The 22060-nt window shown below is 71.7% G+C and carries 22 protein-coding genes; 8 read left to right on the top strand and 14 right to left on the bottom strand.

Translation table 11 applies throughout. The features are described 5' to 3' along the window. Window positions 1–91: 91 nt before the first annotated feature. The 4 genes from ACZ63I_RS29680 to infC form a co-directional block, all read right to left on the bottom strand. On the bottom strand, window positions 92–934 hold the full coding sequence (locus ACZ63I_RS29680; RefSeq protein ID WP_469342285.1) for a TrmH family RNA methyltransferase: 843 nt from the start codon (window positions 932–934) through the stop codon (window positions 92–94). Window positions 935–1077: 143 nt separating this feature from the next. Beyond that, window positions 1078–1464, bottom strand: coding sequence for a 50S ribosomal protein L20 (gene rplT / locus ACZ63I_RS29675; RefSeq protein ID WP_041991468.1), 387 nt, complete (start codon window positions 1462–1464; stop codon window positions 1078–1080). 100 nt (window positions 1465–1564) lie between these two features. Further along, on the bottom strand, window positions 1565–1759 hold the full coding sequence (gene rpmI / locus ACZ63I_RS29670; protein ID WP_041991465.1) for a 50S ribosomal protein L35: 195 nt from the start codon (window positions 1757–1759) through the stop codon (window positions 1565–1567). Window positions 1760–1885: 126 nt separating this feature from the next. Continuing rightward, window positions 1886–2569, bottom strand: a complete 684-nt coding sequence (gene infC, locus ACZ63I_RS29665) for a translation initiation factor IF-3 (RefSeq protein ID WP_078863721.1) — start codon at window positions 2567–2569, stop codon at window positions 1886–1888. 352 nt (window positions 2570–2921) lie between these two features. On the opposite strand from infC, the gene ACZ63I_RS29660 reads away from it, so the two are divergent. Continuing rightward, the gene (locus tag ACZ63I_RS29660; protein WP_469342282.1) at window positions 2922–3323 is read left to right on the top strand and encodes a DUF1844 domain-containing protein; all 402 of its coding nucleotides are present in this window, start codon (window positions 2922–2924) and stop codon (window positions 3321–3323) included. Window positions 3324–3344: 21 nt separating this feature from the next. Here ACZ63I_RS29660 and ACZ63I_RS29655 read toward each other — a convergent pair whose 3' ends face one another. The 3 genes from ACZ63I_RS29655 to ACZ63I_RS29645 form a co-directional block, all read right to left on the bottom strand. Beyond that, the gene (locus ACZ63I_RS29655) at window positions 3345–4076 is read right to left on the bottom strand and encodes an SseB family protein (RefSeq protein ID WP_469342281.1); all 732 of its coding nucleotides are present in this window, start codon (window positions 4074–4076) and stop codon (window positions 3345–3347) included. Between the two features lie 89 nt (window positions 4077–4165). Beyond that, complete coding sequence (gene mycP, locus ACZ63I_RS29650; RefSeq protein WP_469342280.1) at window positions 4166–5326, bottom strand: type VII secretion-associated serine protease mycosin; 1161 nt, start codon at window positions 5324–5326, stop codon at window positions 4166–4168. Then, window positions 5323–6486, bottom strand: coding sequence for a hypothetical protein (locus tag ACZ63I_RS29645; protein ID WP_469342278.1), 1164 nt, complete (start codon window positions 6484–6486; stop codon window positions 5323–5325). The genes mycP and ACZ63I_RS29645 overlap by 4 nt, the downstream gene beginning before the upstream one ends. 193 nt (window positions 6487–6679) lie before the next feature. On the opposite strand from ACZ63I_RS29645, the gene ACZ63I_RS29640 reads away from it, so the two are divergent. Further along, a complete protein-coding gene (locus tag ACZ63I_RS29640) occupies window positions 6680–7882 on the top strand; it encodes an amino acid deaminase/aldolase (RefSeq protein ID WP_469342277.1) in 1203 nt (400 codons plus the stop codon). 39 nt (window positions 7883–7921) lie between these two features. Here ACZ63I_RS29640 and ACZ63I_RS29635 read toward each other — a convergent pair whose 3' ends face one another. The 3 genes from ACZ63I_RS29635 to ACZ63I_RS29625 are packed head-to-tail and all read right to left on the bottom strand — an operon-like array spanning window position 7922 to window position 11463. Next, window positions 7922–8713 carry a 3-oxoacyl-ACP reductase gene (locus ACZ63I_RS29635; RefSeq protein ID WP_469342275.1) on the bottom strand — a complete coding sequence of 264 codons (792 nt, stop codon included), beginning with the start codon at window positions 8711–8713 and terminating at the stop codon, window positions 7922–7924. 6 nt (window positions 8714–8719) lie between these two features. Next, window positions 8720–10090 carry an aldehyde dehydrogenase family protein gene (locus ACZ63I_RS29630; protein ID WP_469342274.1) on the bottom strand — a complete coding sequence of 457 codons (1371 nt, stop codon included), beginning with the start codon at window positions 10088–10090 and terminating at the stop codon, window positions 8720–8722. Window positions 10091–10098: 8 nt separating this feature from the next. Then, window positions 10099–11463, bottom strand: coding sequence for a glutamine synthetase family protein (locus ACZ63I_RS29625; RefSeq protein WP_469342273.1), 1365 nt, complete (start codon window positions 11461–11463; stop codon window positions 10099–10101). A gap of 99 nt (window positions 11464–11562) precedes the next feature. On the opposite strand from ACZ63I_RS29625, the gene ACZ63I_RS29620 reads away from it, so the two are divergent. Beyond that, a complete protein-coding gene (locus tag ACZ63I_RS29620) occupies window positions 11563–12279 on the top strand; it encodes a FadR/GntR family transcriptional regulator (RefSeq protein WP_469342440.1) in 717 nt (238 codons plus the stop codon). 120 nt (window positions 12280–12399) lie between these two features. Next, window positions 12400–13092 (top strand): gamma-glutamyl-gamma-aminobutyrate hydrolase family protein, encoded by a 693-nt coding sequence (locus ACZ63I_RS29615; RefSeq protein ID WP_469342271.1) that lies wholly within the window; start codon window positions 12400–12402, stop codon window positions 13090–13092. Between the two features lie 6 nt (window positions 13093–13098). Here the strand turns inward: ACZ63I_RS29615 and ACZ63I_RS29610 are convergent, their stop codons facing one another. The 4 genes from ACZ63I_RS29610 to ACZ63I_RS29595 form a co-directional block, all read right to left on the bottom strand. Next, window positions 13099–13818 carry a helical backbone metal receptor gene (locus ACZ63I_RS29610; RefSeq protein WP_469342270.1) on the bottom strand — a complete coding sequence of 240 codons (720 nt, stop codon included), beginning with the start codon at window positions 13816–13818 and terminating at the stop codon, window positions 13099–13101. 87 nt (window positions 13819–13905) lie between these two features. Then, on the bottom strand, window positions 13906–14457 hold the full coding sequence (locus ACZ63I_RS29605; RefSeq protein WP_469342268.1) for a helix-turn-helix domain-containing protein: 552 nt from the start codon (window positions 14455–14457) through the stop codon (window positions 13906–13908). Window positions 14458–14649: 192 nt separating this feature from the next. Further along, entirely contained in the window at window positions 14650–17283 is a 2634-nt protein-coding gene (locus ACZ63I_RS29600; protein WP_469342266.1) for an ABC transporter permease/substrate binding protein, read from the bottom strand. Continuing rightward, window positions 17276–18412 carry a quaternary amine ABC transporter ATP-binding protein gene (locus tag ACZ63I_RS29595; protein ID WP_469342264.1) on the bottom strand — a complete coding sequence of 379 codons (1137 nt, stop codon included), beginning with the start codon at window positions 18410–18412 and terminating at the stop codon, window positions 17276–17278. The genes ACZ63I_RS29600 and ACZ63I_RS29595 overlap by 8 nt, the downstream gene beginning before the upstream one ends. Before the next feature lie 275 nt (window positions 18413–18687). Between ACZ63I_RS29595 and ACZ63I_RS29590 the strand changes: the two genes are divergently transcribed. The 4 genes from ACZ63I_RS29590 (at window position 18688) to ACZ63I_RS29575 (ending at window position 22058) form a co-directional block, all read left to right on the top strand. Then, the gene (locus ACZ63I_RS29590; protein ID WP_469342439.1) at window positions 18688–19593 is read left to right on the top strand and encodes a 5'-3' exonuclease; all 906 of its coding nucleotides are present in this window, start codon (window positions 18688–18690) and stop codon (window positions 19591–19593) included. A gap of 106 nt (window positions 19594–19699) precedes the next feature. Further along, the gene (locus tag ACZ63I_RS29585; RefSeq protein WP_469342263.1) at window positions 19700–20542 is read left to right on the top strand and encodes a siderophore-interacting protein; all 843 of its coding nucleotides are present in this window, start codon (window positions 19700–19702) and stop codon (window positions 20540–20542) included. 182 nt (window positions 20543–20724) lie between these two features. Further along, window positions 20725–21309: a sigma-70 family RNA polymerase sigma factor gene (locus tag ACZ63I_RS29580; protein WP_469342261.1), complete on the top strand. Its 585-nt coding sequence runs from the start codon at window positions 20725–20727 to the stop codon at window positions 21307–21309. Next, a complete protein-coding gene (locus ACZ63I_RS29575; protein ID WP_469342260.1) occupies window positions 21306–22058 on the top strand; it encodes an anti-sigma factor in 753 nt (250 codons plus the stop codon). Before ACZ63I_RS29580 ends, ACZ63I_RS29575 begins: the two co-directional genes overlap by 4 nt. The last annotated feature ends 2 nt before the right edge of the window (window positions 22059–22060 follow it).

Genomic DNA, 22060 nt, shown 5'->3' with positions numbered 1-22060 from the left:
GTCTCGGGCTGCGGGTCGGGCTTGTCCCGGCTGCGGTCGGGCCGCGGGTCGGGCTTCTTCGGAGGCGCAACAGTACTAGGCGCCGTCCTGCCTAGGGAGTTGTCTTGCGCTGGGCACGGGCGGAGGCGTAAAGACATACGGCGGCGGCGGTCGCGAGGTTCAGACTCTCGGCCTTTCCGTGGATCGGGACGCGCACGACGGCGTCGGCGAGCGCCCGCGTCTCGTCCGGCAGCCCCCACGCCTCGTTGCCGAACACCCAGGCGGTCGGGGCGCCCATCCGTCCCGCGTCCAGCTCGTCGTCCAGATCGCTGCGACCGGCCCCGTCGGCGGCCAGGATCCGGGCGCCCGCCTCCCGCAGCCCCTGGACGGCCTCCTCGACGGGGACGCCCACGGCCACCGGCAGATGGAAGAGCGAACCGGCCGACGCCCGCACCGACTTGGGGTTGTAGAGGTCGACGGACGCGTCGGTCAGGACGACGGCGTCGGCTCCTGCCGCGTCGGCGCAGCGCAGCACCGTACCGGCGTTGCCCGGGTCGCGTACGTGCGCGAGGACGGCCACGAGCCGGGGCCTCGCCCGTACGACCTCGCCGAACGGGGTGTCGAGGAAGCGGCAGACCCCGAGCAGGCCCTGCGGGCTGACCGTCTGGGACAGGTCGTCCAGGACGGCGTCGGCGGCGAGATGCACCCGGGCGCCGGTGTCGCGGGCCGCCTGGACGATCTCGGCGTACCGCTCCGCCGCCTCGGCCGTCGCGAACAGCTCCAGGAGCGTCGGCTCGCCGCCGGCCGACCGGTGGGCGACCGCTTCCCGTACGGCCTGCGGCCCCTCGGCGATGAACCGGCGCTCCTTGCCGCGGAAGGCCCGCTTGGCGAGCCTGCGGGCCGCCGTGACGCGCGCTGAGCGCGGGGAGATCAGCTCGGGGGTGGGGGTGCCCATGATGCGGCGGCTCTCACTTCTGGCGGGGCGGACGGCTGCGGGGGTGACGGCGACGGGTGACGGCTACCGGACGGGCCGGGAACGCACCGGACCCGCAGGCTCCGCCTGCGGGTCCGGTGACTGTGCTGAGTGCGCGAGCGCGGTCAGGCCGCGGCCTTGGGCGCGTTGACGTCGCTCGGAAGCGCCTTCTGGGCGACCTCGACGAGCGCGGCGAACGCGTTCGTGTCGTTGACGGCCAGCTCGGCGAGGATCTTGCGGTCCACCTCGACGTTGGCAGCCTTCAGACCCTGGATGAAGCGGTTGTAGGTGATGCCGTTGGCACGGGCAGCGGCGTTGATCCGCTGGATCCAGAGCTGACGGAAGTCGCCCTTGCGCTTCTTGCGGTCGTTGTAGTTGTAGACGAGGGAGTGGGTGACCTGCTCCTTCGCCTTGCGGTACAGACGTGAGCGCTGGCCGCGGTAACCGCTGGCTGCCTCAAGGATTGCCCGGCGCTTCTTGTGGGCGTTGACTGCGCGCTTGACGCGTGCCACTTGTTAACTCCTAGTAGCTGGGTCACGGTGGGACGTGGCCCGAGAACGGCATGGCCCCCGCAGGTCGGCGGGTGTGCCCTGTACTGGCCTAGGGCACGCCCTAGATGCCGAGAAGCTTCTTCGCCTTGGCGGCGTCTCCCGGGGCGAGCTCGACGGTGCCGGCGAGGCGGCGCGTCAGGGTCGAGGGCTTGTGCTCCAGGTAGTGGCGGCGACCGGCGCGCTGGCGCAGGATCTTGCCGGAGCCGGTGACGCGGAAACGCTTCTTTGCACCGCTGTGGGTCTTGTTCTTCGGCATGACGCCGTTCTCTCCTCGTCATTGGCGCCCCCTGCCGGTCCGGACGGGCCGGCAGGCACGAGACGCCTTCTCAATGGTGATGGGGTTCCGGACCGCGGTCCAGGGCGCCTGGTTGGCGCCCACGGATCACGCTTCGGAAGGTGCCTCGGCCTGGGCTTCGGCGCGAGCTTCGGCGGCGTCCGGGGACTCGTCGACATGCTCGTCGGGCGCGTAGCCCTGGCGTTCGGCCTTGCGGGCGGCCTGCGCCTCGCGTGCCTCGGCCATGGCCTCGGTCTTCTTCTTGTGCGGGCCGAGAACCATGATCATGTTTCGGCCGTCCTGCTTCGGGTTCGACTCGATGAACCCGAGGTCCTCGACGTCCGAAGCGAGCCGCTGGAGCAGTCGGAAGCCGAGTTCCGGCCTGGACTGCTCGCGACCACGGAACATGATCGTGATCTTGACCTTGTCACCCTGCTTGAGGAACCGGACGACGTGACCCTTCTTGGTGTCATAGTCGTGCGGGTCAATCTTCGGCCGGAGCTTCATCTCCTTGATGACCGTGTGCGCCTGGTTCTTGCGCGCCTCACGGGCCTTCATGGCCGACTCGTACTTGAACTTCCCGTAGTCCATGAGCTTGCACACGGGCGGACGGGCGGTCGCCGCGACCTCGACCAGGTCCAGGTCGTACTCCTGTGCAAGCTCCAGGGCCTTGGCAAGCGGCACGATGCCGACCTGCTCGCCACTGGGACCGACCAGTCGCACCTCGGGAACGCGAATCCGGTCGTTGATGCGGGGCTCGGCGCTGATGGATCCTCCTCGGTAGCACCACACGACTGCCTGGCAGACAGCCGCGTAACGTCTGTTTCGTCAGACCAACCGTGGCGGGACAACAAAAATGCCCCGGACGGGACACAGGCGGCAGCTCCGTGAATACCGGAACACCGCCGCGTCTACCGCGGGGCGTATCGGGCGGCTCCATCGTCCGTACGGAACGATGGGCGCCACCTGACCGGTGACCCGCCGCCGGATGAAGAAGGCGGTCAGGTGGGAGATCGGAGCCTCCACTTGTGGGCCGGACATACAGATGTCCAGCCGGTCGTCACTCCAGGTTAGCACCTCTCCCCCGCAGGAGCTAACCGGCCGCACGGGCGGGCCTCGCGCGCGTGGGGCCTAGGGTGTGGGCATGAGCGACGCGACCCCCTCTTCTTCCTCTTCTTCCTCGTCCCAGGACTCCTCGGAGCCCACGGCATCCCCCGACTTCGACGCCATGACACGCGACATCGCGGAGGTGCCCGCCGTCGAGGTGATCGTCACCGTCGCGGTGAATCTGATGAGCGCGGCGGCGGTGAAGCTCGGGCTCACCGAGGAGGGTGAGGAGCACAAGGACCTGGACGAGGCGCGCAAGCTGATCATGGCGCTGGCCGGGCTGATGGACGCGAGCACGACGGAGATCAGCTCGTTCCACGCCGCGCCGCTGCGGGACGGTTTGAAGTCGCTCCAGCTCGCGTTCCGCGAGGCGTCGGTCGTACCGGACGAGATCGGCCAGGGCCCCGGCGAGAAGTACACCGGGCCGGTCTACGGCTGAGGTCCCACAACTGCGCGTTCGTTACGGCCGTACGTAAAGAGGCTCGCCCGGTGGCGCCGACTCCGGCGGCAGCAGGGCCAGATCCAGACCGCGCACCAGCCGCGCCCTGAGCACCTCGTCGGCCGCCAGCGCCTCGGCGACCCTGCGGGCCGCATCGGCGGGCGGTGCTCCGCCGTCGAGTACGAGCGCGAGGGTGCCGTCCGCGCTGCCGGGGCCGAGATGGGCGCGCAGCACGGCGGGCTCGGCGGCCACGACCGACCGTACGGCCGCCGCGACGGCCGGGTCGGCCAGCGGGTCGGCGCTCACGCGGCCCTCGGCGAGCGCGCGCAGCGCGGCGCCGGTGAGCTGGTAGGTGACGGGGCCCGCCAGGTCGAGTACGAGCGTGTCGGCCCCCTCGTGCGCCGCCGCCTCCAAGGCCTGCCGCAGCGGTACGGCGACGGGCCTGGCCGCCGGGTCCCAGCGGGCCAGCGAGTCGGTCGACGTGAAGGCGGGCAGCGCGCGCCGGTCGCCGGCACGGAGCGTGGGGACCGCCATGTCACTGGTCTTCTCGCGGCGCAGCCCGTTCTCGTCCTCCTCGATCTCGCCGAGCACGGCGACGACGGGAACCAGCAGCCTGGCGCCGCCGAGCGCCGCGAGCACCTGCGGCTCGGCCGCCCGGTCGACGGCCCACGCGGCGAGCGCGGTGCTGAGCGCGGCGTCGGCCGTGCCGTCGTCGGCGGAGAATCCGGAGTCGGGGATGTTCTTGAGGGCCACGGGGTGAGCGTATCGGGGCGGTTCGCTGCCCAGCGGCGGAGGGACGGGCCGGCGGGCGGAGGGACGGGCCGGCCGGGCGGGGCCTGGGTTCAGCGGCCGAGTGAGTGGCGCCTGCCGCGCCACAGGACCACCGCCGCCGCCAGGAACAGGCCGCCGAGGCCGCCTGCGACCGGGGCCAGCCAGCCGGACGGTTCCGACTTCTTGCGCGGGGCGTCCGGGCCCGCGCCGAAGTAGCGCCGTGCGTAGCCGGCCGTCGTGTCTTGCGCGACCGGCTGCGCGGCGGCGTCCAGGGCCGCGGCCGGGTCGACGAGGCCGTAGCCGCGCGCGTCGTCGCGGCCGCCCTTGGGCGACTCGCGCGCGGTGTCGGCGAGGAGCCGCTTGATCTGCGCGGGGGTGAGCCCGGGGTGCGCCGAGCGGAGCAGGGCGACGGTGCCGGAGACGAAGGCGGCGGCGGGGCTGGTGCCCCAGCCTTCGTAGTACTTGCGGTCGGGGTCGGCGAGGACGACGTCGACGCCGGGGGCGCTGACCGTGGCGTACCAGCGGCGGGTGGAGAACGCGGCGTGCGTGCCGTACCGGTCGACCGCCGTCACGGCGATCACGCCGGGGTAGGCGGCGGGGTACGAGATGTGGTCGCCCTTCTCGCCGCCGTTGCCGGCCGATGCGACGACGACGGTGCCCTTGCCGAGCGCGTACTGGACGGCGTCGTCCTCGCCCCTCTCCGGGTGCGCGGACGCGCTGTCGTCGCCGAGGGAGAGGTTGATGACGTCGGCGCCGTGGTCGGCGGCCCAGCGGATGCCGTCGGCGAGGGCGCCGCCCTTGGAGTCGCGGGCCCGGTCCCGGGCCGGGTCGGAGCCTTCGAGGATGACCCGGACGGGCAGGATCTTGGCCTGCGGTGCGATGCCGAGCACGCCTTCCTCGTCGCCGGGCCCGTGGCCGTGTCCGGCGATGATGCCGGCCATTCCGGTGCCGTGCCGGGCCCAGGAGCGGTCGCCGCGCTCCGCGCCGAAGCCGATGAAGTCCTTGCCGGGGAGCACCTGTCCTTCGAGGTCGGGGTGGGTGCCGTCGACCCCGGTGTCGAGGACGGCCACGGTGACGCCGTGGCCCTGCGCGGTGCGCCAGGCCGCTTCGGTGTGCAGCGCTTCGAGCCCCCACTGCTGGTCGCGGAGCGAGTCGGCGTGGGCGGGCGCCGCCGGTACGAGGAGGGCGAAGGACGTCGCGGCGAGGGCGGCGGCGAGCCGGTGACGCCTCACTCGGCCGTCCCCGGGCTCGCCTCGACCGTCGTGCGCAGCCCGCGCTCGATACGGTCGGCGATGCCCTTGGCCTCCTGGCCGAGGCCCGCCTGGGCGACGTCCGAGGTGGCGCGGGCCGCCATGGCCTTGTCTGCGGGGAGCGGGCGGGCGACCTGGCGTCCGTCGGCGAAGCCGGAGACGGCGAAGACGACGACGGGCGCGTCGGTGAGGACGTTCACGGTCCAGCTCGCGCGCTGCCGGTCGCCGAAGGCCGTGGCGGTGGTCCCCGCGGCGGCGAAGGGGCGCGGCATCAGATCGGCCCGCTCGCCGAGGCGCTCCTTCTCGAACCGGGCCCGCAGGTCGTGCGCCGCCGGTGCGTCGGCCGCCGTGAAGACCAGCCCGACGGTGGTGACGCTGCTGGCGGTCGCGTCGGTGTAGGTGGCGCGCAGGACGCGCTCGCAGCCGACGGGGTTGAGCGTGCTGACGAGCAGCGGGTCGAGTGCGTTCGCGCACGGGCTGTCGGGGGCGACGGCGATCCGGGTCCAGGTGCGGTCGGCGCCGCCGGGTCCGGCCCCTTCGCCCTTGAGCGTACGGGGGAAGAGCGCGTCGACCGGGGTGCTGTGCCACAGGGCGCGCGCCGCGGTGAAGCTGGAGCGTTCGGCGGGTTCGGCGGCCGAGTCGCCGGTCAGCCAGCTCCCGGTGACGGCGCCGCCGATCAGCCCGAGGCCGAGGACGACGCAGGCCACGGCGGCGATGGTCCTGACGGGCCGTCGGCCGGGCACCGGGCGCAGCCGGGTGGTCAGTTCGGCCGGGGTCTCGGGCGGTACGGCCCAGGGGGCGCGGGAGGCGGGCAGGCCGTGCCGGGCGGCGGCGGTCGGCGATTGGTCCGGTGACAGGGGCAGCGACGGTGCCGGGGGCGGCGGGACGCGGAGCTGGGTGGTGGTCTCGGCCGAAGTCGGCGCCGCGGGAGGAGCCGTGGGCGGGACCGTGGGCGGGGCCGTGGGTGCGGCGGGTGGCGGGGCGGTGGGCCGCGGCGGCGCCGGCGGCTTGGGCGGCAGCAGCGCGTCCGTGATGCGGGAGCGGGGCTGCGGTACGGCGGGCGGCGGTTGGACTGTGGGCGGCACCGCGGGCGGCTCCGCGGGGCGGGGCGGTATGGAGGAGCGCCGCGCGTCGGTGCTCATCTGCCCCCCTGTGCAGTCCGGTCCGCTGTTCGGGCCGCGCCGATCCGCCTTGCCGGGCAGGCCCGTTCGAACGCCGCGTGTGCGTCACTCTACGGGTTGGACCACCCCCGGAGGGAACGGGTGGACCGGCCGGTGGTGATCTGCCCAATAGATCCCTCTACCGTCGGGTAATCCTGTCTGGCAAGCTCGGTCCATGACTCCGCGCGCCAGTGACAGGGCCCGGTACGACCGGGCCACCGCCTCTCTCGACGCCCCGTTCGCGATCGTCGACCTCGATGCCTTCGACGCGAACGCGGACGATCTCGTCCGGCGGGCGGCCGGCAAGCCGATCCGGGTGGCCAGCAAGTCCGTTCGCTCCCGTGCGCTGCTGGAGCGGGTGCTGGCCAAGGACGGTTTCGCCGGGATCATGTCGTTCACGCTGGCGGAGTCGCTGTGGCTGGCGCGCGCCGGTTTCGACGACGTACTGCTGGCGTATCCGTCGGCGGACCGCTCCGCGTACGCGGAACTGGCGGCCGATCCCAAACTGGCAGCGGCCGTGACGGTGATGATCGACGATCCGGCGCAGTTGGACCTGATCGATCTGGCCCGCGCGGGCGGTCAGGAGGAGATCCGGGTCTGTCTGGAACTCGACACGTCGCTGCGGATGTTCGGCGGCCGGGTCCGGATCGGCGCGCTGCGCTCGCCGCTGCGCGAGCCGGCCCAACTGGTCGAGCTGGCCCGCTCGGTGGCGCGCAGGCCGGGGTTCCGGCTGGTGGGCCTGATGGCCTACGAGGGCCATATCGCGGGCGTCGGCGACGCGATCGCCGACCGGCCGCTGCGCTCGCGGGTGATCAGGCTGATGCAGGCGACGGCCCGCAGGGAGCTGGCGGACAGGCGCGCCGCCGTCGTACGCGCGATCCGGGCGGTGGCGCCGGAGCTGGAGTTCGTCAACGGCGGCGGCACAGGCAGCGTCCAGCACACGGCAGCCGAGGAAGCGGTGACGGAGATCGCGGCGGGATCGGGCCTCTACGTACCGCGCCTGTTCGACAACTACACGTCGTTCACCGGCCGTCCGGCGGCCCTCTTCGCCCTGCCGGTGGTCCGCAGGCCGGGCGTCGGCGTGGTGACGGTCCTGGGCGGCGGCTACCCGGCGTCAGGAGCGGCAGGCCCCGACCGGCTGCCCGAACCGTACCTCCCGGAGGGCCTGCGCTACGACGCGCAGGAGGGCCCAGGCGAGGTCCAGACCCCCCTGCTCGGCTCCCCGGCGGACGACCTGCTGATCGGCGACAAGGTCTGGTTCCGCCATGCGAAGGCCGGCGAACTCTGCGAACGCTTCGCCACCCTGCACCTGCTGGAGGGCGACCGCGTGACCGCCGAGACCCCGACCTACCGGGGCGAGGGCAAGACGTTCCTCTGACGCGGCCACGCGCAGCCGTCCTCCTCTTCCCACCAGCGGCTACATCGGTGTGACGTAGGCGCCCGCGATGCCGCCGTCGACCAGGAAGTCCGTGGCGTTGACGAAGGACGCGTCGTCGCTCGCCAGGAAGGCGACGGCTGCGGCGATTTCGGTTGCCTCGGCGAAGCGGCCCACCGGGATGTGGACCAGGCGGCGGGCCGCGCGTTCCGGGTCCTTGGCGAACAGCTCCTGGAGCAGCGGGGTGTTGACGGGGCCTGGGCACAGGGCGTTGACCCTGATGCCTTCGCGGGCGAACTGGACGCCCAGTTCCCTGGACATGGCGAGCACGCCGCCCTTGGAGGCGGTGTACGAGATCTGCGAGGTCGCCGCGCCCAGTCGGGCCACGAACGACGCGGTGTTGATGATGGAGCCCTTGCCCTGGCGCCGCATGTAGGGGATCGCGGCCTTGCAGCAGAGGTAGACGGAGGTGAGGTTGACCTCCTGGACGCGGCGCCAGGCCGCGAGGCCGGTGGTGAGGATCGAGTCGTCGTCGGGCGGGGAGATGCCCGCGTTGTTGAAGGCGATGTCGACGCTGCCATAGGTGTCGTACGCCGTCTTGAACAGCGCCTCGACCTGTTCGGGGTCGGTGACGTCGACGCGTACGAAGGTGCCGCCGACCTCGTCGGCCGTGGTGCGTCCGGTGGTCTCGTCGATGTCGCCGCAGACGACGTGGGCGCCTTCGGAGGCGAGTCGGCGGGCGGTGGCGAGGCCGATGCCGCTGCCGGCTCCGGTGATGACGGCGGTGCGGCCGACCAGTCGGCGGCAGACGGCGTCCGTGGGGGCTTCGGTCATGGGTGCTCAGGCCTCCGTGCTGATGAAGACGTTCTTGGTTTCGGTGAAGGCGGTCAGTGCGTCGGGGCCCAGTTCGCGGCCGAGCCCGGACTGTTTGAAGCCGCCGAAGGGGGTGCTGTAGCGCACGCTGCTGTGCGAGTTGACTGACAGGTTCCCGGCGGCGACGCCGCGTGAGACGCGCAGCGCGCGGCCCACGTCGCGGGTCCAGACGGAGGCCGCGAGGCCGTGGTCGGTGGCGTTGGCGAGCCGGATCGCGTCCTGTTCGCCGTCGAAGGGCAGGACGACGGCGACGGGGCCGAAGACCTCCTGGACGGCGGCCGGTGAGTCGGCGGGGGCTTCGGTGAGGACGGTGGGCGGGAACCAGAAGCCGGGGCCCACGGGGGCGCTGCCGCGCAGCGCGGGCGCGCCGTCGGGGACGTAGGACCGTACGCGCTCCAGTTGGACGGCGGAGATCAGCGGGCCCATCTGGGTCGCCTCGTCGGCGGGGTCGCCGACGACGACGGCGCTCAGCGCGGGGGCGAGCAGGTCGAGGAAGCGGTCGTACACCTCGCGCTGGACGAGGATGCGGGTGCGGGCGCAGCAGTCCTGGCCGACGTTGTCGAGGAAGGACATCGGCGCCGTGGCCGCCGCCTGTTCGAGGTCGGCGTCGGCGAAGACGATGTTGGGGCTCTTGCCGCCGAGTTCGAGGGTGACGCGCTTCACCCGGTCGGCGCACTTCGCCATGATCTGCTTGCCGACGCGGGTGGATCCGGTGAACACGATCTTGGCGACGCCCGGGTGTTCGACGAGGGCGTTGCCCGCGATCTCCCCGGCGCCCGGCAGGACTTGGAGGAGATGGTCGGGAAGCCCTGCCTCCAGGGCCAGTTCGGCGAGGCGCAGCGCGGTGAGCGGGGTGGTCTCGGCCGGCTTGAGGATGACGGCGTTGCCCGCCGCGAGCGCGGGGGCCGCGCCCCAGCCGGCGATCGGCATGGGGTAGTTCCAGGGGACGATCACCCCGATCACGCCGAGGGGTTCGAGGAACGTGACGTCGATGCCGCCGGCGACCGGAATCTGACGGCCCGTCAACCGCTCGGTGCCGCCTGCCGCGTAGTCGAGCAGGTCGCGGAAGTTGCCCGCTTCCCAGCGGGCGTTGCCGATGGTGTGGCCCGCCTCGCGCACTTCCAGTCGGGCCAGTTCCTCGATGTGCGCGTCGACGAGCGCGGCGTAGCGGCGCAGCAGCCGCGCCCGGTCGGCGGGGGCGGCTGCTGCCCAGCCGCGCTGGGCGGCGGCGGCGCGGGTGACGGCGGCGTCCACCTGCGCGGGGGTGGTGGCGGGGACGGTGGTGATCGTCTCGCCGGTCGCCGGGTTGAGGATGTGGTGCGCGGTCGCAGGGCTCATGTCGGGCCTCACAGGCGTTCGAAGGAGCGGCGGAGCTCCCAGTCGGTGACAGCGGCGTCGAAGGCTTCCACCTCGACGCGCGCCATGTTGCTGTAGTGCGCGACGACTTCGTCGCCGAAGGCCGTCCGCGCGATCGGGCTGTTCTCCCACAGCTCGGCCGCTTCGCGCAGCGTCGTGGGGACGTGGGCGTAGTCGCCCTTGTAGGCGTTGCCCGTGCACTCGTCGGGGAGTTCCAGCCGGTTCTCGATGCCGTGGATCCCGGCGGCGACGAGTCCGGCGACGGCGAGGTACGGGTTGACGTCGCCGCCGGGCAGCCGGTTCTCGAAGCGCAGGGACGGGCCGTGGCCGACGACCCGCAGGGCGCAGGTGCGGTTGTCGTAGCCCCAGGCGACGGCGGTGGGCGCGAAGGAGCCCGGCTGGAACCGCTTGTACGAGTTGATGTTCGGCGCGTAGAGCAGGGCGAAGTCGCGCAGCGCGGCGAGCTGTCCTGCGAGGAAGTGGCGCATGACGGGCGACATGCCGCCGGGGCCTTCCCCGGCCATGGCGCTCGCGCCGTCGTTGTCCTGGAGCGAGAGATGGATATGGCAGGAGTTGCCCTCGCGCTCGTTGTACTTGGCCATGAAGGTGAGGGAGACGCCCTCCTGCACGGCGATCTCCTTGGCGCCCGTCTTGTAGACGGCGTGCTGGTCGCACGTGACCAGCGCCTCGTCGTACTTGAACGCGATCTCGTGCTGCCCGGGGCTGCACTCCCCCTTCGCCGACTCGACGGTCAGTCCGGCGCCCGCCATCTCGTTGCGGATGCGGCGCAGCAGCGGCTCGATCCGTCCGGTGCCGAGGATCGAGTAGTCGATGTTGTACTGGTTGGCCGGGGTCAGGTCGCGGTAGCCGCTGTTCCACGCCTGCTCGAACGTGTCCTTGAAGACGATGAATTCGAGTTCGGTCCCGGCGTGCGCGCTGTAGCCGTGCGCGGCGAGCCGCTCCAACTGGCGGCGCAGGATCTGCCGGGGCGCGGCCACGACCGGTGAGCCGTCGTTCCACGCGAGGTCGGCGACGAGGAAGGCGGTGCCCTCGTGCCAGGGCAGCCGGCGCAGGGTGCTCAGGTCGGGGCGCATGGCGAAGTCGCCGTAGCCACGGTCCCAGGAGGACATGGCGTAGCCGTCGACGGTGTTCATCTCCGTGTCGACGGCGAGCAGGTAGTTGCAGCCCTCGGTGCCGTGTGCCAGGACGTCGTCGAGGAAGAACGGCGCTGCGAACCGCTTGCCCTGGAGCCGGCCCTGCATGTCGGGGAAGGCCAGGACGACCGTGTCGATCTCGCCGCCCGCCACGAGGGCGCGCAGCTCCTCGACGGCGAGCGGTGCTGTGCGGTCTGCCACGGTACTGCTCCTTCGCTTCGGGTCAGCGACCCATAAGGTATGCGGGGAGACCATTGATTGGGAAGGGGAAACGGCGCCGTGGCGGACAACACCGAACCGATGGACGCACTGACCCCTGTGCTGCGGCCCGTGCGCGCCGGCAACGGATTCGAGGAAGCACTCGAACAGATCCTCCAGGTGGTCAGGCTCGGCCTGGTGGCGGCGGGCGGGCGGCTGCCGGCCGAGCGGGAGCTGGCCGACCGGCTGCGGATCAGCCGGGTCACGCTGCGCGAGGTGCTGAAGGTCCTGCACGAGCAGGGGCTGGTGGAGAGCAGGCGCGGCAGGTACGGCGGTACGTTCGTGACACGGCGGCCCGAGGCGCGGGCGGGCGGGGCCGAGGAGGAGCTGCGGCGGCGGGTGGCGGGCGTCGACATCGAGGACGTCCTGCGCTTCCGCGAGGTGCTGGAGACCGGCGCCGCCGGGCTGTGCGCGGCGCACGGCCTCGACGGCGCGCGGGCCGGCCGGCTGCGGGCGGCGCTCGCCGCCACCCGGGACGCGCCGCTGGCGGACTACCGCAGGCTGGACACGCTGCTGCATCTGACACTTGCCGAGCTGTCCGGGTCCGCCACGCTGACCGCGCAGTACGCGGCCGTCCGGGCGACCGTGAACGAGCTGCTGGACTGCATTCCGCTGCTGGTGCGCAACCTGGAGCATTCGCAGCGGCAGCACACCGCGCTCGTGGACGCCGTGCTCGCGGGGGACGCGGAAGCGGCCAGGGAGACGATGCGCGAGCACTGCGACGGTACGGCGGCGCTGCTGCGGGGCTTCCTCGCCTGAGCGGCTTGAGCACCTGTGCGGCTTGAGCCGCCTGAGGCGCCTGAGCCGCTTGAGCGGCGTCCCTACCGTCTGGAATGGTATGGCAACGTACTTTTGGCCCGCCCCCCGGAGGATCCCGTCGTGAAGCCGCTCATCGGTGTCAGCACCTATCTGGAGGAGTCCGCCACCTGGGGCACCTGGACCCTGCCTGCGGCGCTGCTGCCGGTCGGCTATCCCCGGCTCGTCCAGCGGGCCGGCGGGCTCGCCGCGATGCTGCCGCCCGACGACCCGGCCGCAGCCGCAGCCGTGGTGGCGCGGCTCGACGGTCTGGTGATCGCCGGTGGTCCCGACGTCGAGCCCGTACGGTACGGCGCCGAGCCGCACCCCCGTACCGGACCGCCCGCCCGCGAACGGGACGCCTGGGAACTGGCCCTGATCGAGGCGGCGCTGGCCTCCGGCACCCCGCTGCTGGGCATCTGCCGGGGGATGCAACTGCTGAACGTCGCGCGCGGCGGCACGCTCGTCCAGCACATCGAGGGTCATGTCTCCCCCGTCGTCGGCCGGTTCGGCGAGCATCCGGTGACGCCGCTGCCCGGCACCCGCTACGCGGCGCTGGTGGCCGAGGAGTTCACCGTCCCCACCCAGCACCACCAGTCGGTGGATCAGCTCGGTGCCGGGCTCACCGTCTCCGCCGTGGCAGCCGACGGCACGGTCGAGGCCGTCGAACTGGCAGGGCCGCACTGGGTGTTGGGCGTCCAGTGGCACCCGGAGATGGCGCAGGACACCCGGGTCGTGCGGGCGCTGGTCGAAGCGGCGGGCGCGCGCGGCGCATGAGTCCGGTCAGCGGGCGTCGCTCAGCGCGGCCCGCAGCGCCGCCGGTGCCCGCACCAGCGACGGCCCGTACCAGGTGAGCATCCGCCCGTCGACGAGCGCGGCGGGCAGCCCGGGGAACGCCTCGGGCCCGTCGTCGGCGGTGAAGCGGTACGGCTCGTCGGGCAGGACGACCAGATCGGCGCCCGCGGCGCGCAACTCGTCCTGCGGGATCCGCGGATAGCGCTCGGGGTGCGCCGCGTACACGTTGTCGACGCCGAGCCTGGCCAGCAGATCACCGGCGAAGGTGTCGCTGCCGACGACCATCCAGGGCCGCCGCCAGATCGGTACGAAGGCGGTGCGCCGGGCTGCGGGGGCCGCGGGCCGCTCCCAGGCCGTACGGGCGTCGTCCAGCCAGCGCGGCGCCCCCGGCAGTCCGCAGCCGGCCAGCAGGACCCGTTCCAGTTCCGCGAACGCCTGGTCGAGCGCGCGCACTTCGGTGACCAGGACGTCGAGTCCGGCGGCGGCGAGCGCGGCGAGGTCGGGGGCGCGGTTCTCCTCCTCGTTGGCGACGACGAGATCGGGGCGCAGCGCGGCGATCGCCGCGACGTCGGGGTTCTTGGTGCCGCCGATCCGTACGACGTCGAGTCCTGCGGGCCGTACGCACCAGTCGGTGGCCCCCACCAGCAGCCCTGGCGCGCTGACGGCGACCGCCTCGGTCAGGGAGGGCACGAGCGAGACGACCCGCACGGAACCCCGCGCAGAACCTCGCGCAGAACCCCACCCAGGGGCTCGCGCAGGACCCCGCCCAGGCCCTGTCCGGCCGGTCACGGCGCGTCAGCTCCTGCGGTCGACCGTCGCGTCGATGTGTTCGGCGACGGCGACGATCAGGATGCGGGTGCCGGGCTCGGTGGTGCGCCAGCGGTGCGTCACACCGCCGCTGAGGTAGAGCGTGTCGCCGCGCTCCAGCCGGTACGCGCGGCCTTCGGCCTCCACCTCGGCCGCGCCGTCGGCGATGTACATCACCTCGTCGTTGCGGTGCTGGTACTCACGTCCGGTGTCCAGCTCGCCGGTGAACTCCTGCGCGTCGAGCTGGTGTCCGCCGCGCACGACACGGCGTGCCCCCGGCACGACGGGCCCCGCGGACCGTACGACGTCGACGGTGCGCGCCGAGTCGGCCGCCGCGTGCAGCCGGGCGGGGCTGGTCTCCAGCGCCTCGGCGACCCGGTCGAGCGAGCGGGTGCTGGGCCGGGCGCGTTCGTTCTCGATCTGGCTCAGGAACGGCACGGACAGCCCGCTGCGCTCCGCGACCGCAGCGAGCGTCAGACCCAGGGACCTGCGCCGCCTGCGGACGGCGGCGCCCACCCTGAGCGCTTCCTTGTCGTCCATGTTGGCTCCCTCCCGCCGGATCGCCCATCTTCGCAGAGTTGACGGCGGTACAAGAGCCGTCCGGCCGCACGCACCGGCCGACGGCCCGCCGCAAGCCTGCCGGAGGCGCCGGCCACAACCCCGAAAGGGTGGGTACCGCCATCGGCGACACCCACCCTGTCGAAGGTACTCCGGCCCGATCCGGACGAGGGCCTACAGCGGAGCCATCTTGTCCACGATGCCGGGCTTGGTCTTCATCCAGGCCTCGACCGCTTCTTCCTCGTGCCCCTTGCCGCTCTTCGTGATCTGGTTCTCCAGGCTCGCGAGGTCGCCCTCGCTCATCTTGAAGTCCTTGAGCCACTGGGTGAGCCGCGGGTACTGCTCGGGGAACTTCTTGCTGGCGACGGTGGTGATCTGGTCACCGGTGCCGAACGCCTTCTTGGGGTCGGCCAGCTTCGTCAGCTTGTACTCGTTGTAGGCCCAGTGCGGGCTCCACAGCATGACGGCGACCGGCTGCTTCTTGTCGTACGACCGCTTCAGCTCGGAGAGCATCCCGGGGGTCGAGCTGTCGAGGACCTTGTACTCCTTGTCGAGCCCGTAGCCGGGAACGACCTTGTTCTTCAGGATGTTCATGGTCTCGGTGCCCGGCTCGATGCCGATGATCCGGCCCTTGAACTGGGAGCCCTTGCCCTTGAGGTCGCCCAGGGTGCTGACGCCCTTGACGTAGCTGGGCACCGCGATCTCCAGCGAGGTGGGGCCGTACCAGGACCCGATCTTCGTCAGGTCGTCGTGGTACTTGTCCCAGTACCTCTTCTGCGTGTTGGGCAGCCAGCCGTCGAACTGGACGTCGAGCTGGCCCCGGGATAGCGCCGTGTACATGGGGCCGACGTCGAACTGCTTGAGGTTCATCTTGTAGCCGCGCTGTTCCAGCACGTTCTTCCACAGGTACGTGGCGGCGATGTCCTCGTCCCACGGGAACCAGGCGACGGTCAGCGCCCTGGCCCGCTCGTCCTTGCCGTCGGCCGCCTTGCCCGCGGCCTTGGGTACGGGCGCCCACGTGTCGAGGGCGTCCGGGTTCGCCTTCAGCCAGGCGCGTACGGCTTCCTGCTCCTTGCCCTTGCCGGTCGACTGGATCTTGGCCTCAAGGCTGCCGAGCTGGTCCTCGGTCATCTTGAACTTCTTCAGCCAGGCGGCGACCTGCGGGTTGTCGTCCGTGAAGCCCTTGCGCGCCAGCATGTGGATGCCGTCGCCCTTGCCCCAGGCGTTCTGCGGGTCGGCGAGCTTGGTCATGTCGTACGTGGCGTACGCCCAGTGCGGCGACCAGAGGACGACCGCGATGGGTTCCTTCTTCGCGTACGAACGCTTCAGCTCGGCCAGCATGCTGGGGGTCGAGCTGTCGACGACCTTGTACTCCTTGTCGAGCCCGTACGCCTTGAGGACCTTGCTCTTGAGCAGGCCCATCTCACCGGCGCTCGGCTCGATGCCGACGATCCGGCCCTTGAAGGTGGACCCCTTGCCCTTCAGGTCCGCCATGGTCTTGACGCCCTTGACGTAGCTGGGGACCGCGATCTCCAGGGACGTCTGGCCGTACCAGGACCCCATGTCCTCCAGCTTGTCCTGGTACTTGGCCCAGTACGTGGCGTGCGTGGTCGGCAGCCAGGAGTCGGTCTGGAGGTCGACCTGGCCGCCGGCCTGGCCCGCGTAGAGCGGTCCCGCGTCGTACTGCTTGGCGTCGACCTTGAAGCCGCGCTGCTCCAGCATCTCCTTCCAGAGGAAGGTGGTGGCGATGCCCTCGTCCCACGGGATGTAGCCCATGCTGACGGCCTTGCCCTGGCCCACGTTGCCGGGGTCGGACGAGGCGGTGTCGTCGGAGGAGTCGGAGCCGCCGAAGATGCCGAGACCGCCGGCGACGAGCGCCAGGATGACCACGCCGGCGAGTGCGACGGCCGGCTGCGGGCGGTGGTTCCAGATCTTCAGGCCGCCGGTCAGCGCCTTCGCCTTGGCCAGCGCGCGGCGGCCGATCGGCGAGACGTGCAGGCTGAGCGAGCCGGTGATCCGGTCCAGGTAGATGGCCAGGATGACGACCGACAGGCCCGCCTCGGCGCCGAGGCCGATGTTGACGTTGCCGATGGCCTCGAAGACGTCGGCGCCCAGGCCGTCGCCGCCGACCATGCCGGCGATGACCACCATGGACAGCGCCAGCATGATGACCTGGTTGACCCCGGCCATGATCGTCTGGAGCGCCAGCGGGAGCTGCACCCGGAGCAGGGTGTTGCGCGGGCTGGTGCCGAACGCGTCGGCGGCCTCGACCAGTTCCTCGTCGACCTGCCGGATGCCGAGTTCCGTCATCCGGACGCCGGGCGGCAGGGAGAAGATGATGGTGGCGATGATGCCGGGCGTCACGCCGATGCCGAAGAACAGCACACCGGGGATCAGGTAGACCATGGCGGGCATGGTCTGCATCAGGTCGAGCACCGGGCGTACGACGGAGCTGACGGCCTTGGAGCGGGCCGTCCAGATGCCCAGCGGCACGGCGATGACCAGGATGATGATCGTCGCGACGAGGACCATCGTCAGCGTCAGCATCGCGTGGTCCCACAACTCGAACGAGTCGATGAGCGCGAAGCCGACGAAGGTGAGCACGCCCGCGCTCAGGTTCCGCAGCCACCAGGCGATGACGGCGAAGATACCGGCGAGCAGCAGCGGCTGCGGAGCGGACAGGACGGCGTTGATGCCGTCGTCCATGTGCGTGAGCAGCCAGGTGATGGCGTCGAAGAGCCAGCTCAGATGGTCGGTGAGCCAGTCGACGACGTTCTCGACCCAGTCACCGAAGTGGATCCTAGGCACCGGCCACCGCCTTGTCGGTGGAGACCGGTGCGGTGAGCCGGGTGTCGGCCGGGGTGGCCGGTGTCATGGGCTCGCCGAGCACGGCCAGCAGCCTGGCGCGCGGTACGACCCCGACGAGTTCCCCGTCGTCGCCGGTGACGGCGACAGCGACCCCGCTGGTCGAGCAGGGCGTGAAGAGTTCGATGATCGGGGTGGCTGCGGGGACGACGGCCGGAGCCGCCTCGATGATGTCCTCGGGGGTGCGCAGGTGCTTGCCGTCCTCCGTCGTCGTGCCGAGCGCGGTCTCCACGTCGGCCATGATCGCGCCTGCCGTGAGCACCCTGGAGCGGTCGACATCCTGGGTGAAGGAGGCCACGTAGTCGTTGGCGGGCGTGACGAGGATGTCCTCGGCCGTGCCCATCTGGACGATCCTGCCGTCGCGCATCACGGCGATCCGGTCGCCGAGGCGCATGGCCTCGTTGAGGTCGTGGGTGATGAAGACGATGGTCTTCCTGAGCCGCTTCTGTATCTCCAGCAACTGGTCCTGCATGTCGCGCCGGATCAGCGGGTCGAGGGCGCTGAACGCCTCGTCCATCAGCAGCACGTCGGCGTCGGTCGCGAGGGCGCGGGCCAGGCCCACGCGCTGCTGCATGCCGCCGGAGAGTTCGTCGGGCCAGGACTTCCCCCAGCCGCCGAGCCCCGCCAGCTCCAGTGCCTCGCCGGCGCGCTCGACGCGCTGCTCTCGCGGGACACCCTGCACTTCGAGGCCGTAGGCGACGTTCTCCAGCACGCTGCGGTGCGGGAAGAGCGCGAAGTGCTGGAACACCATGCTGATCTTCTTCGCGCGCACGTCGCGCAGTTGCTGCGGGGTCAGGGCAGTCAGGTCGTCGCCGTCGAAGAGGACCCGGCCCGATGTCGGCTCGGAGAGTCCGTTGAGCATGCGCAGCAGGGTGGACTTGCCGGATCCCGAGAGCCCCATCACGACGAATATCTCGCCGGGCTCGACCGAGAACGAGGCGTCGATCACTGCTGCGGTCGTACCTTCGGCGCGGAGCTCCTCACGGTCCGTACCGCTTTCGAGCTTCGTCACAGCTTCGTCTGGTCGTATGCCGAACACCTTGTACAGATGCTCGGCCTGGAGCCTGGACACATACACCTCACGCGTCGAACGAAAAACGGCCCGGCACCCCCGCGGGCGGGCCGTGGAGCGGGGCGGGGTCGGCCCGCAGCTCCCGGGCCATGGCGAAAAAAGGGCCGGGTCCGCTCCGGCTTCGCCCCTGCCCTACGTTGTAGAGCGCAAACAAGTATGTGTTCCAGGTCACATTTCCTTTTCCTGTACGGAGGGTGACGCGCCGTTGGCCGCCGGCCGACCGCGATCGGCTGTCAGTGGGGTGCGGCATCATCAGGCGTGTGACGCGACGCCTGATGCTCCTCGACACCGCCTCCCTCTATTTCCGCGCCTACTTCGGGGTGCCCGACTCCGTACGCGCGCCGGACGGCACCCCGGTCAACGCGGTGCGCGGCCTGCTGGACTTCATCGCCAGGCTGGTCCAGGACCACCATCCGGACGATCTGGTGGCGTGCATGGACGCCGACTGGCGGCCGCAGTGGCGGGTCGATCTCATCCCTTCCTACAAAGCGCACCGGGTGGCGCGGGAGCACAGCGAGGGTCCTGACGAGGAGGAGACCCCCGACACGCTGGCGCCCCAGGTGCCGGTCATCGAGGCGGTGCTGGACGCACTGGGCATCGCCCGCGTCGGGGTGGCGGGGTACGAGGCCGACGATGTGATCGGCACGCTCGCCGGCCGGGCGGCGGGCCCTGTCGACATCGTCACCGGCGACCGGGATCTGTACCAGCTCGTGGACGACGCCCGGGGCGTGCGGGTGCTCTACCCGGTCAAGGGGGTCGGCACCCTCCAGCTCACGGACGAGGCGGCGCTCCGGGAGAAGTACGGCGTGGACGGCCGGGGCTATGTCGATCTGGCGCTGCTGCGCGGCGACCCGAGCGACGGGCTGCCCGGCGTGCCGGGGATCGGCGAGAAGACGGCGGCCAAGCTGCTGGACGCCTTCGGCGACCTGGCCGGGATCATGGCGGCCGTGGACGATCCGCACGCGAAGCTCACCCCTTCGCAGCGCAAGCGGCTGGACGAGGCCCGGGACTATGTGGCGGTCGCGCCGACCGTGGTGCGCGTCGCCGGTGACGTACCCCTGCCGGACTTCGATCCGGCGCTGCCGTCCGAGCCGCGCGATCCGGCGGCGCTGGACGCCTTGGCGGAGCGCTGGGGCCTGGGCGGGGCGCTGCGGAGATTGCTGGCGACGCTGCGGAGCTGAAGTGCTAGCTTAGGTAAACCTAAGCAGCCGTCGTGCACACGTTGCCGTACACGCCGTGCACGCGTTGCCGTACACGCATCACCGGGCAAGCATCAGGGAGAGCGCAGTGGCAGATCGACCGGCCCGCAGGACACCGAAGGCCCGTGAGGCGCGCGTGACGCGCACGGAACGGATCACTCCGCACATGGTGCGGCTGGTGCTCGGCGGTGAGGGTCTCGCCGGTCTCGAAGCCGACGAGTTCACTGACCACTACATCAAGGTGCTGTTCGCCCCCGAGGGCGTGAGTTACCCGGAGCCGTTCGACGTCGAGCAGATCAGGGCCGACCTCCCGCGCGAGCAGTGGCCCACGACCCGTACGTACACGGTGCGCGGCTGGGACGCTGCGGCCGGTGAGCTGACCGTCGACTTCGTGGTGCACGGCGACGAGGGCCTGGCGGGTCCGTGGGCCGCGCGCGCCCAGGTGGGCGACCCGATGAGGTTCCTCGGCCCCGGCGGCGGTTACGCGCCGGACCCGGCGGCCGACTGGCATCTGCTGGTGGGCGACGAGAGCGCCCTGCCCGCGATCGCGGCGTCGCTGGAGCGGGCCCCTGCGGGTGCGGTGGTGCATGCCTTCATCGAGGTGTCGGGGCCCGCGGAGGAGCAGAAGATCGCCGCCCCTGACGGGGTCGCGCTCACCTGGCTGCACCGCGGCGACCGCCCGGTGGGCGAGGCGCTGGTGGCCGCCGTGCGCGAGCTGGACTTCCCCGCGGGCGACGTGCATGCGTTCGTGCACGGAGAGGCGGGTTTCGTGAAGGACCTGCGCCGCTATCTGCGGGTGGAGCGCGAAGTGCCGCGCGAGCGCCTCTCGGTCTCGGGGTACTGGCGCCTGGGCAAGACCGACGAGGCGTGGCGGGCGGTCAAGCGGGAGTGGAACGAGCAGGTGGAGCGCGAGCAGGAGAGCGCGGCCTGAGCACATAGAGCCACGGCGTCGGCGGCGCCCCCGGTGCGGGGGCGCCGCCGGCGCCGTTGTGCCCTCCGGACCTCTGGTACGAACGGCCCAGGACAAGCGCGGAACAGCGGGACAAGGGACCAATCCGTTCGGGTCCCGGCTCCGAATCGGTCCTGAAGAGTGTTCGAAGGAGGAAGGCTCGCGTGAAAGAAGCCGTACACATCGGCGGACCCGCCTCGGCGGGGCCTGATCTGCAAGAACTGCTGGGTCTCGTGGCCCGGGGCGACCAGGACGCCTTCGCCCGCGTGTACGACACGGTCTGCGGGCCCGTACTCGGTCTGGTGCGCTCCGTGCTGCGCGACCCCGCCCAGTCCGAAGAGGTGACGCAGGAGGTGCTGCTGGAGGTCTGGCGGTCCGCCGCCCGCTTCCAGCCGTCCCGGGGCAGCGGTATGACCTGGGTGCTGACGCTCGCCCACCGCAGGGCCGTCGACCGGGTGCGCTCGGCCCAGGCGTCCAGCGACCGCGAGCACAGGGCCGCGCTGCTGGACCGTACCCCCGCCTTCGACGAGGTCACCGAGCAGGTGGAGGCCCGGCTCGAACGCGAGCAGGTACGGCGCTGTCTGCGCACCCTGACCGAACTGCAACGCCAATCGGTGACGCTGGCCTACTACCAGGGTCTGGCCTACCGAGAAGTGGCCGAACTGCTCGCCGTACCGCTGGGCACGGTCAAGACCCGGCTGCGCGACGGACTCATCCGGCTGCGCGACTGCCTGGGGGTGAGCTCATGAGTACCGCGGAACTGCACACACTGACCGGCGCGTACGCGCTGCACGCACTGGAACCGGCCGAGCGCGACGCTTTCGAGCGGCATCTGGCCGAGTGCTCGGCCTGCGCCCAGGAGGTGAGCGAGCTGGCGGCGACAGCGGCCCGGCTCGGCCTCGCCGTGTCCGTCACCCCGCCGCCCGCGATGAAGGAGCAGGTGCTCCGACGGATCGTGACGGAGCGCCAGGACCCGCCCCGGGTCGCCCCTGAGTCCCGCTCGGGCGCCGCGGGCAGCCGCGGCCGGGCGCTGTCCCGCTTCGCGCTGGCCGCGTGCCTCGCCGTGGCGGCGGCGTTCGGCGGCATCGCCGCCTGGCAGCATCAGCAGGCGCAGGACGCCCGCGCCCAGGCGCAGTCGTCGCGGCAGCGGGCCGATGCGCTGGCCTCGGTGCTCGCCGCGCCGGACGCCAAGGTCACCACGGGCAAGCTGACCGACGGCGCCACCGGCACCGTCGTCGTCTCGCGGAACCAGGACAAGGCGGCCTTCGTCGCCGCGGGGCTGCCCGAACCGCCGAACGGCAAGGTGTACCAGCTCTGGTTCAACGACGGCGGCAAGATGCGGGCAGCGGGACTGCTCAGCCCTTCCGCCGGATCGGACGCCGTACTGCTGTCCGGGACCGTCGGGAAGGCGTCGGGCATGGGCGTCACCGTCGAACCGGCGGGCGGCTCCGACCAGCCCACCTCGGCCCCGCTGGCCCTGATGAACTTCCCCGCCTGAGG

It is taken from the genome of Streptomyces sp. NPDC087906, assembly GCF_055584925.1.
This window is presented reverse-complemented; position numbering and strand designations above follow the sequence as displayed.

What these genes read in the sequence shown, in the direction of transcription:
- ACZ63I_RS29680 (WP_469342285.1), bottom strand. Translation starts at nt 934, where the DNA reads ATGGGCACCCCCACCCCCGAGCTGATCTCCCCGCGCTCAGCGCGCGTC.
- rpmI (WP_041991465.1), bottom strand. Translation starts at nt 1,759, where the DNA reads ATGCCGAAGAACAAGACCCACAGCGGTGCAAAGAAGCGTTTCCGCGTC.
- ACZ63I_RS29660 (WP_469342282.1), top strand. Translation starts at nt 2,922, where the DNA reads ATGAGCGACGCGACCCCCTCTTCTTCCTCTTCTTCCTCGTCCCAGGAC.
- ACZ63I_RS29645 (WP_469342278.1), bottom strand. Translation starts at nt 6,486, where the DNA reads ATGAGCACCGACGCGCGGCGCTCCTCCATACCGCCCCGCCCCGCGGAG.
- ACZ63I_RS29640 (WP_469342277.1), top strand. Translation starts at nt 6,680, where the DNA reads ATGACTCCGCGCGCCAGTGACAGGGCCCGGTACGACCGGGCCACCGCC.
- ACZ63I_RS29635 (WP_469342275.1), bottom strand. Translation starts at nt 8,713, where the DNA reads ATGACCGAAGCCCCCACGGACGCCGTCTGCCGCCGACTGGTCGGCCGC.
- ACZ63I_RS29630 (WP_469342274.1), bottom strand. Translation starts at nt 10,090, where the DNA reads ATGAGCCCTGCGACCGCGCACCACATCCTCAACCCGGCGACCGGCGAG.
- ACZ63I_RS29620 (WP_469342440.1), top strand. Translation starts at nt 11,563, where the DNA reads ATGGACGCACTGACCCCTGTGCTGCGGCCCGTGCGCGCCGGCAACGGA.
- ACZ63I_RS29605 (WP_469342268.1), bottom strand. Translation starts at nt 14,457, where the DNA reads ATGGACGACAAGGAAGCGCTCAGGGTGGGCGCCGCCGTCCGCAGGCGG.
- ACZ63I_RS29590 (WP_469342439.1), top strand. Translation starts at nt 18,688, where the DNA reads ATGCTCCTCGACACCGCCTCCCTCTATTTCCGCGCCTACTTCGGGGTG.
- ACZ63I_RS29575 (WP_469342260.1), top strand. Translation starts at nt 21,306, where the DNA reads ATGAGTACCGCGGAACTGCACACACTGACCGGCGCGTACGCGCTGCAC.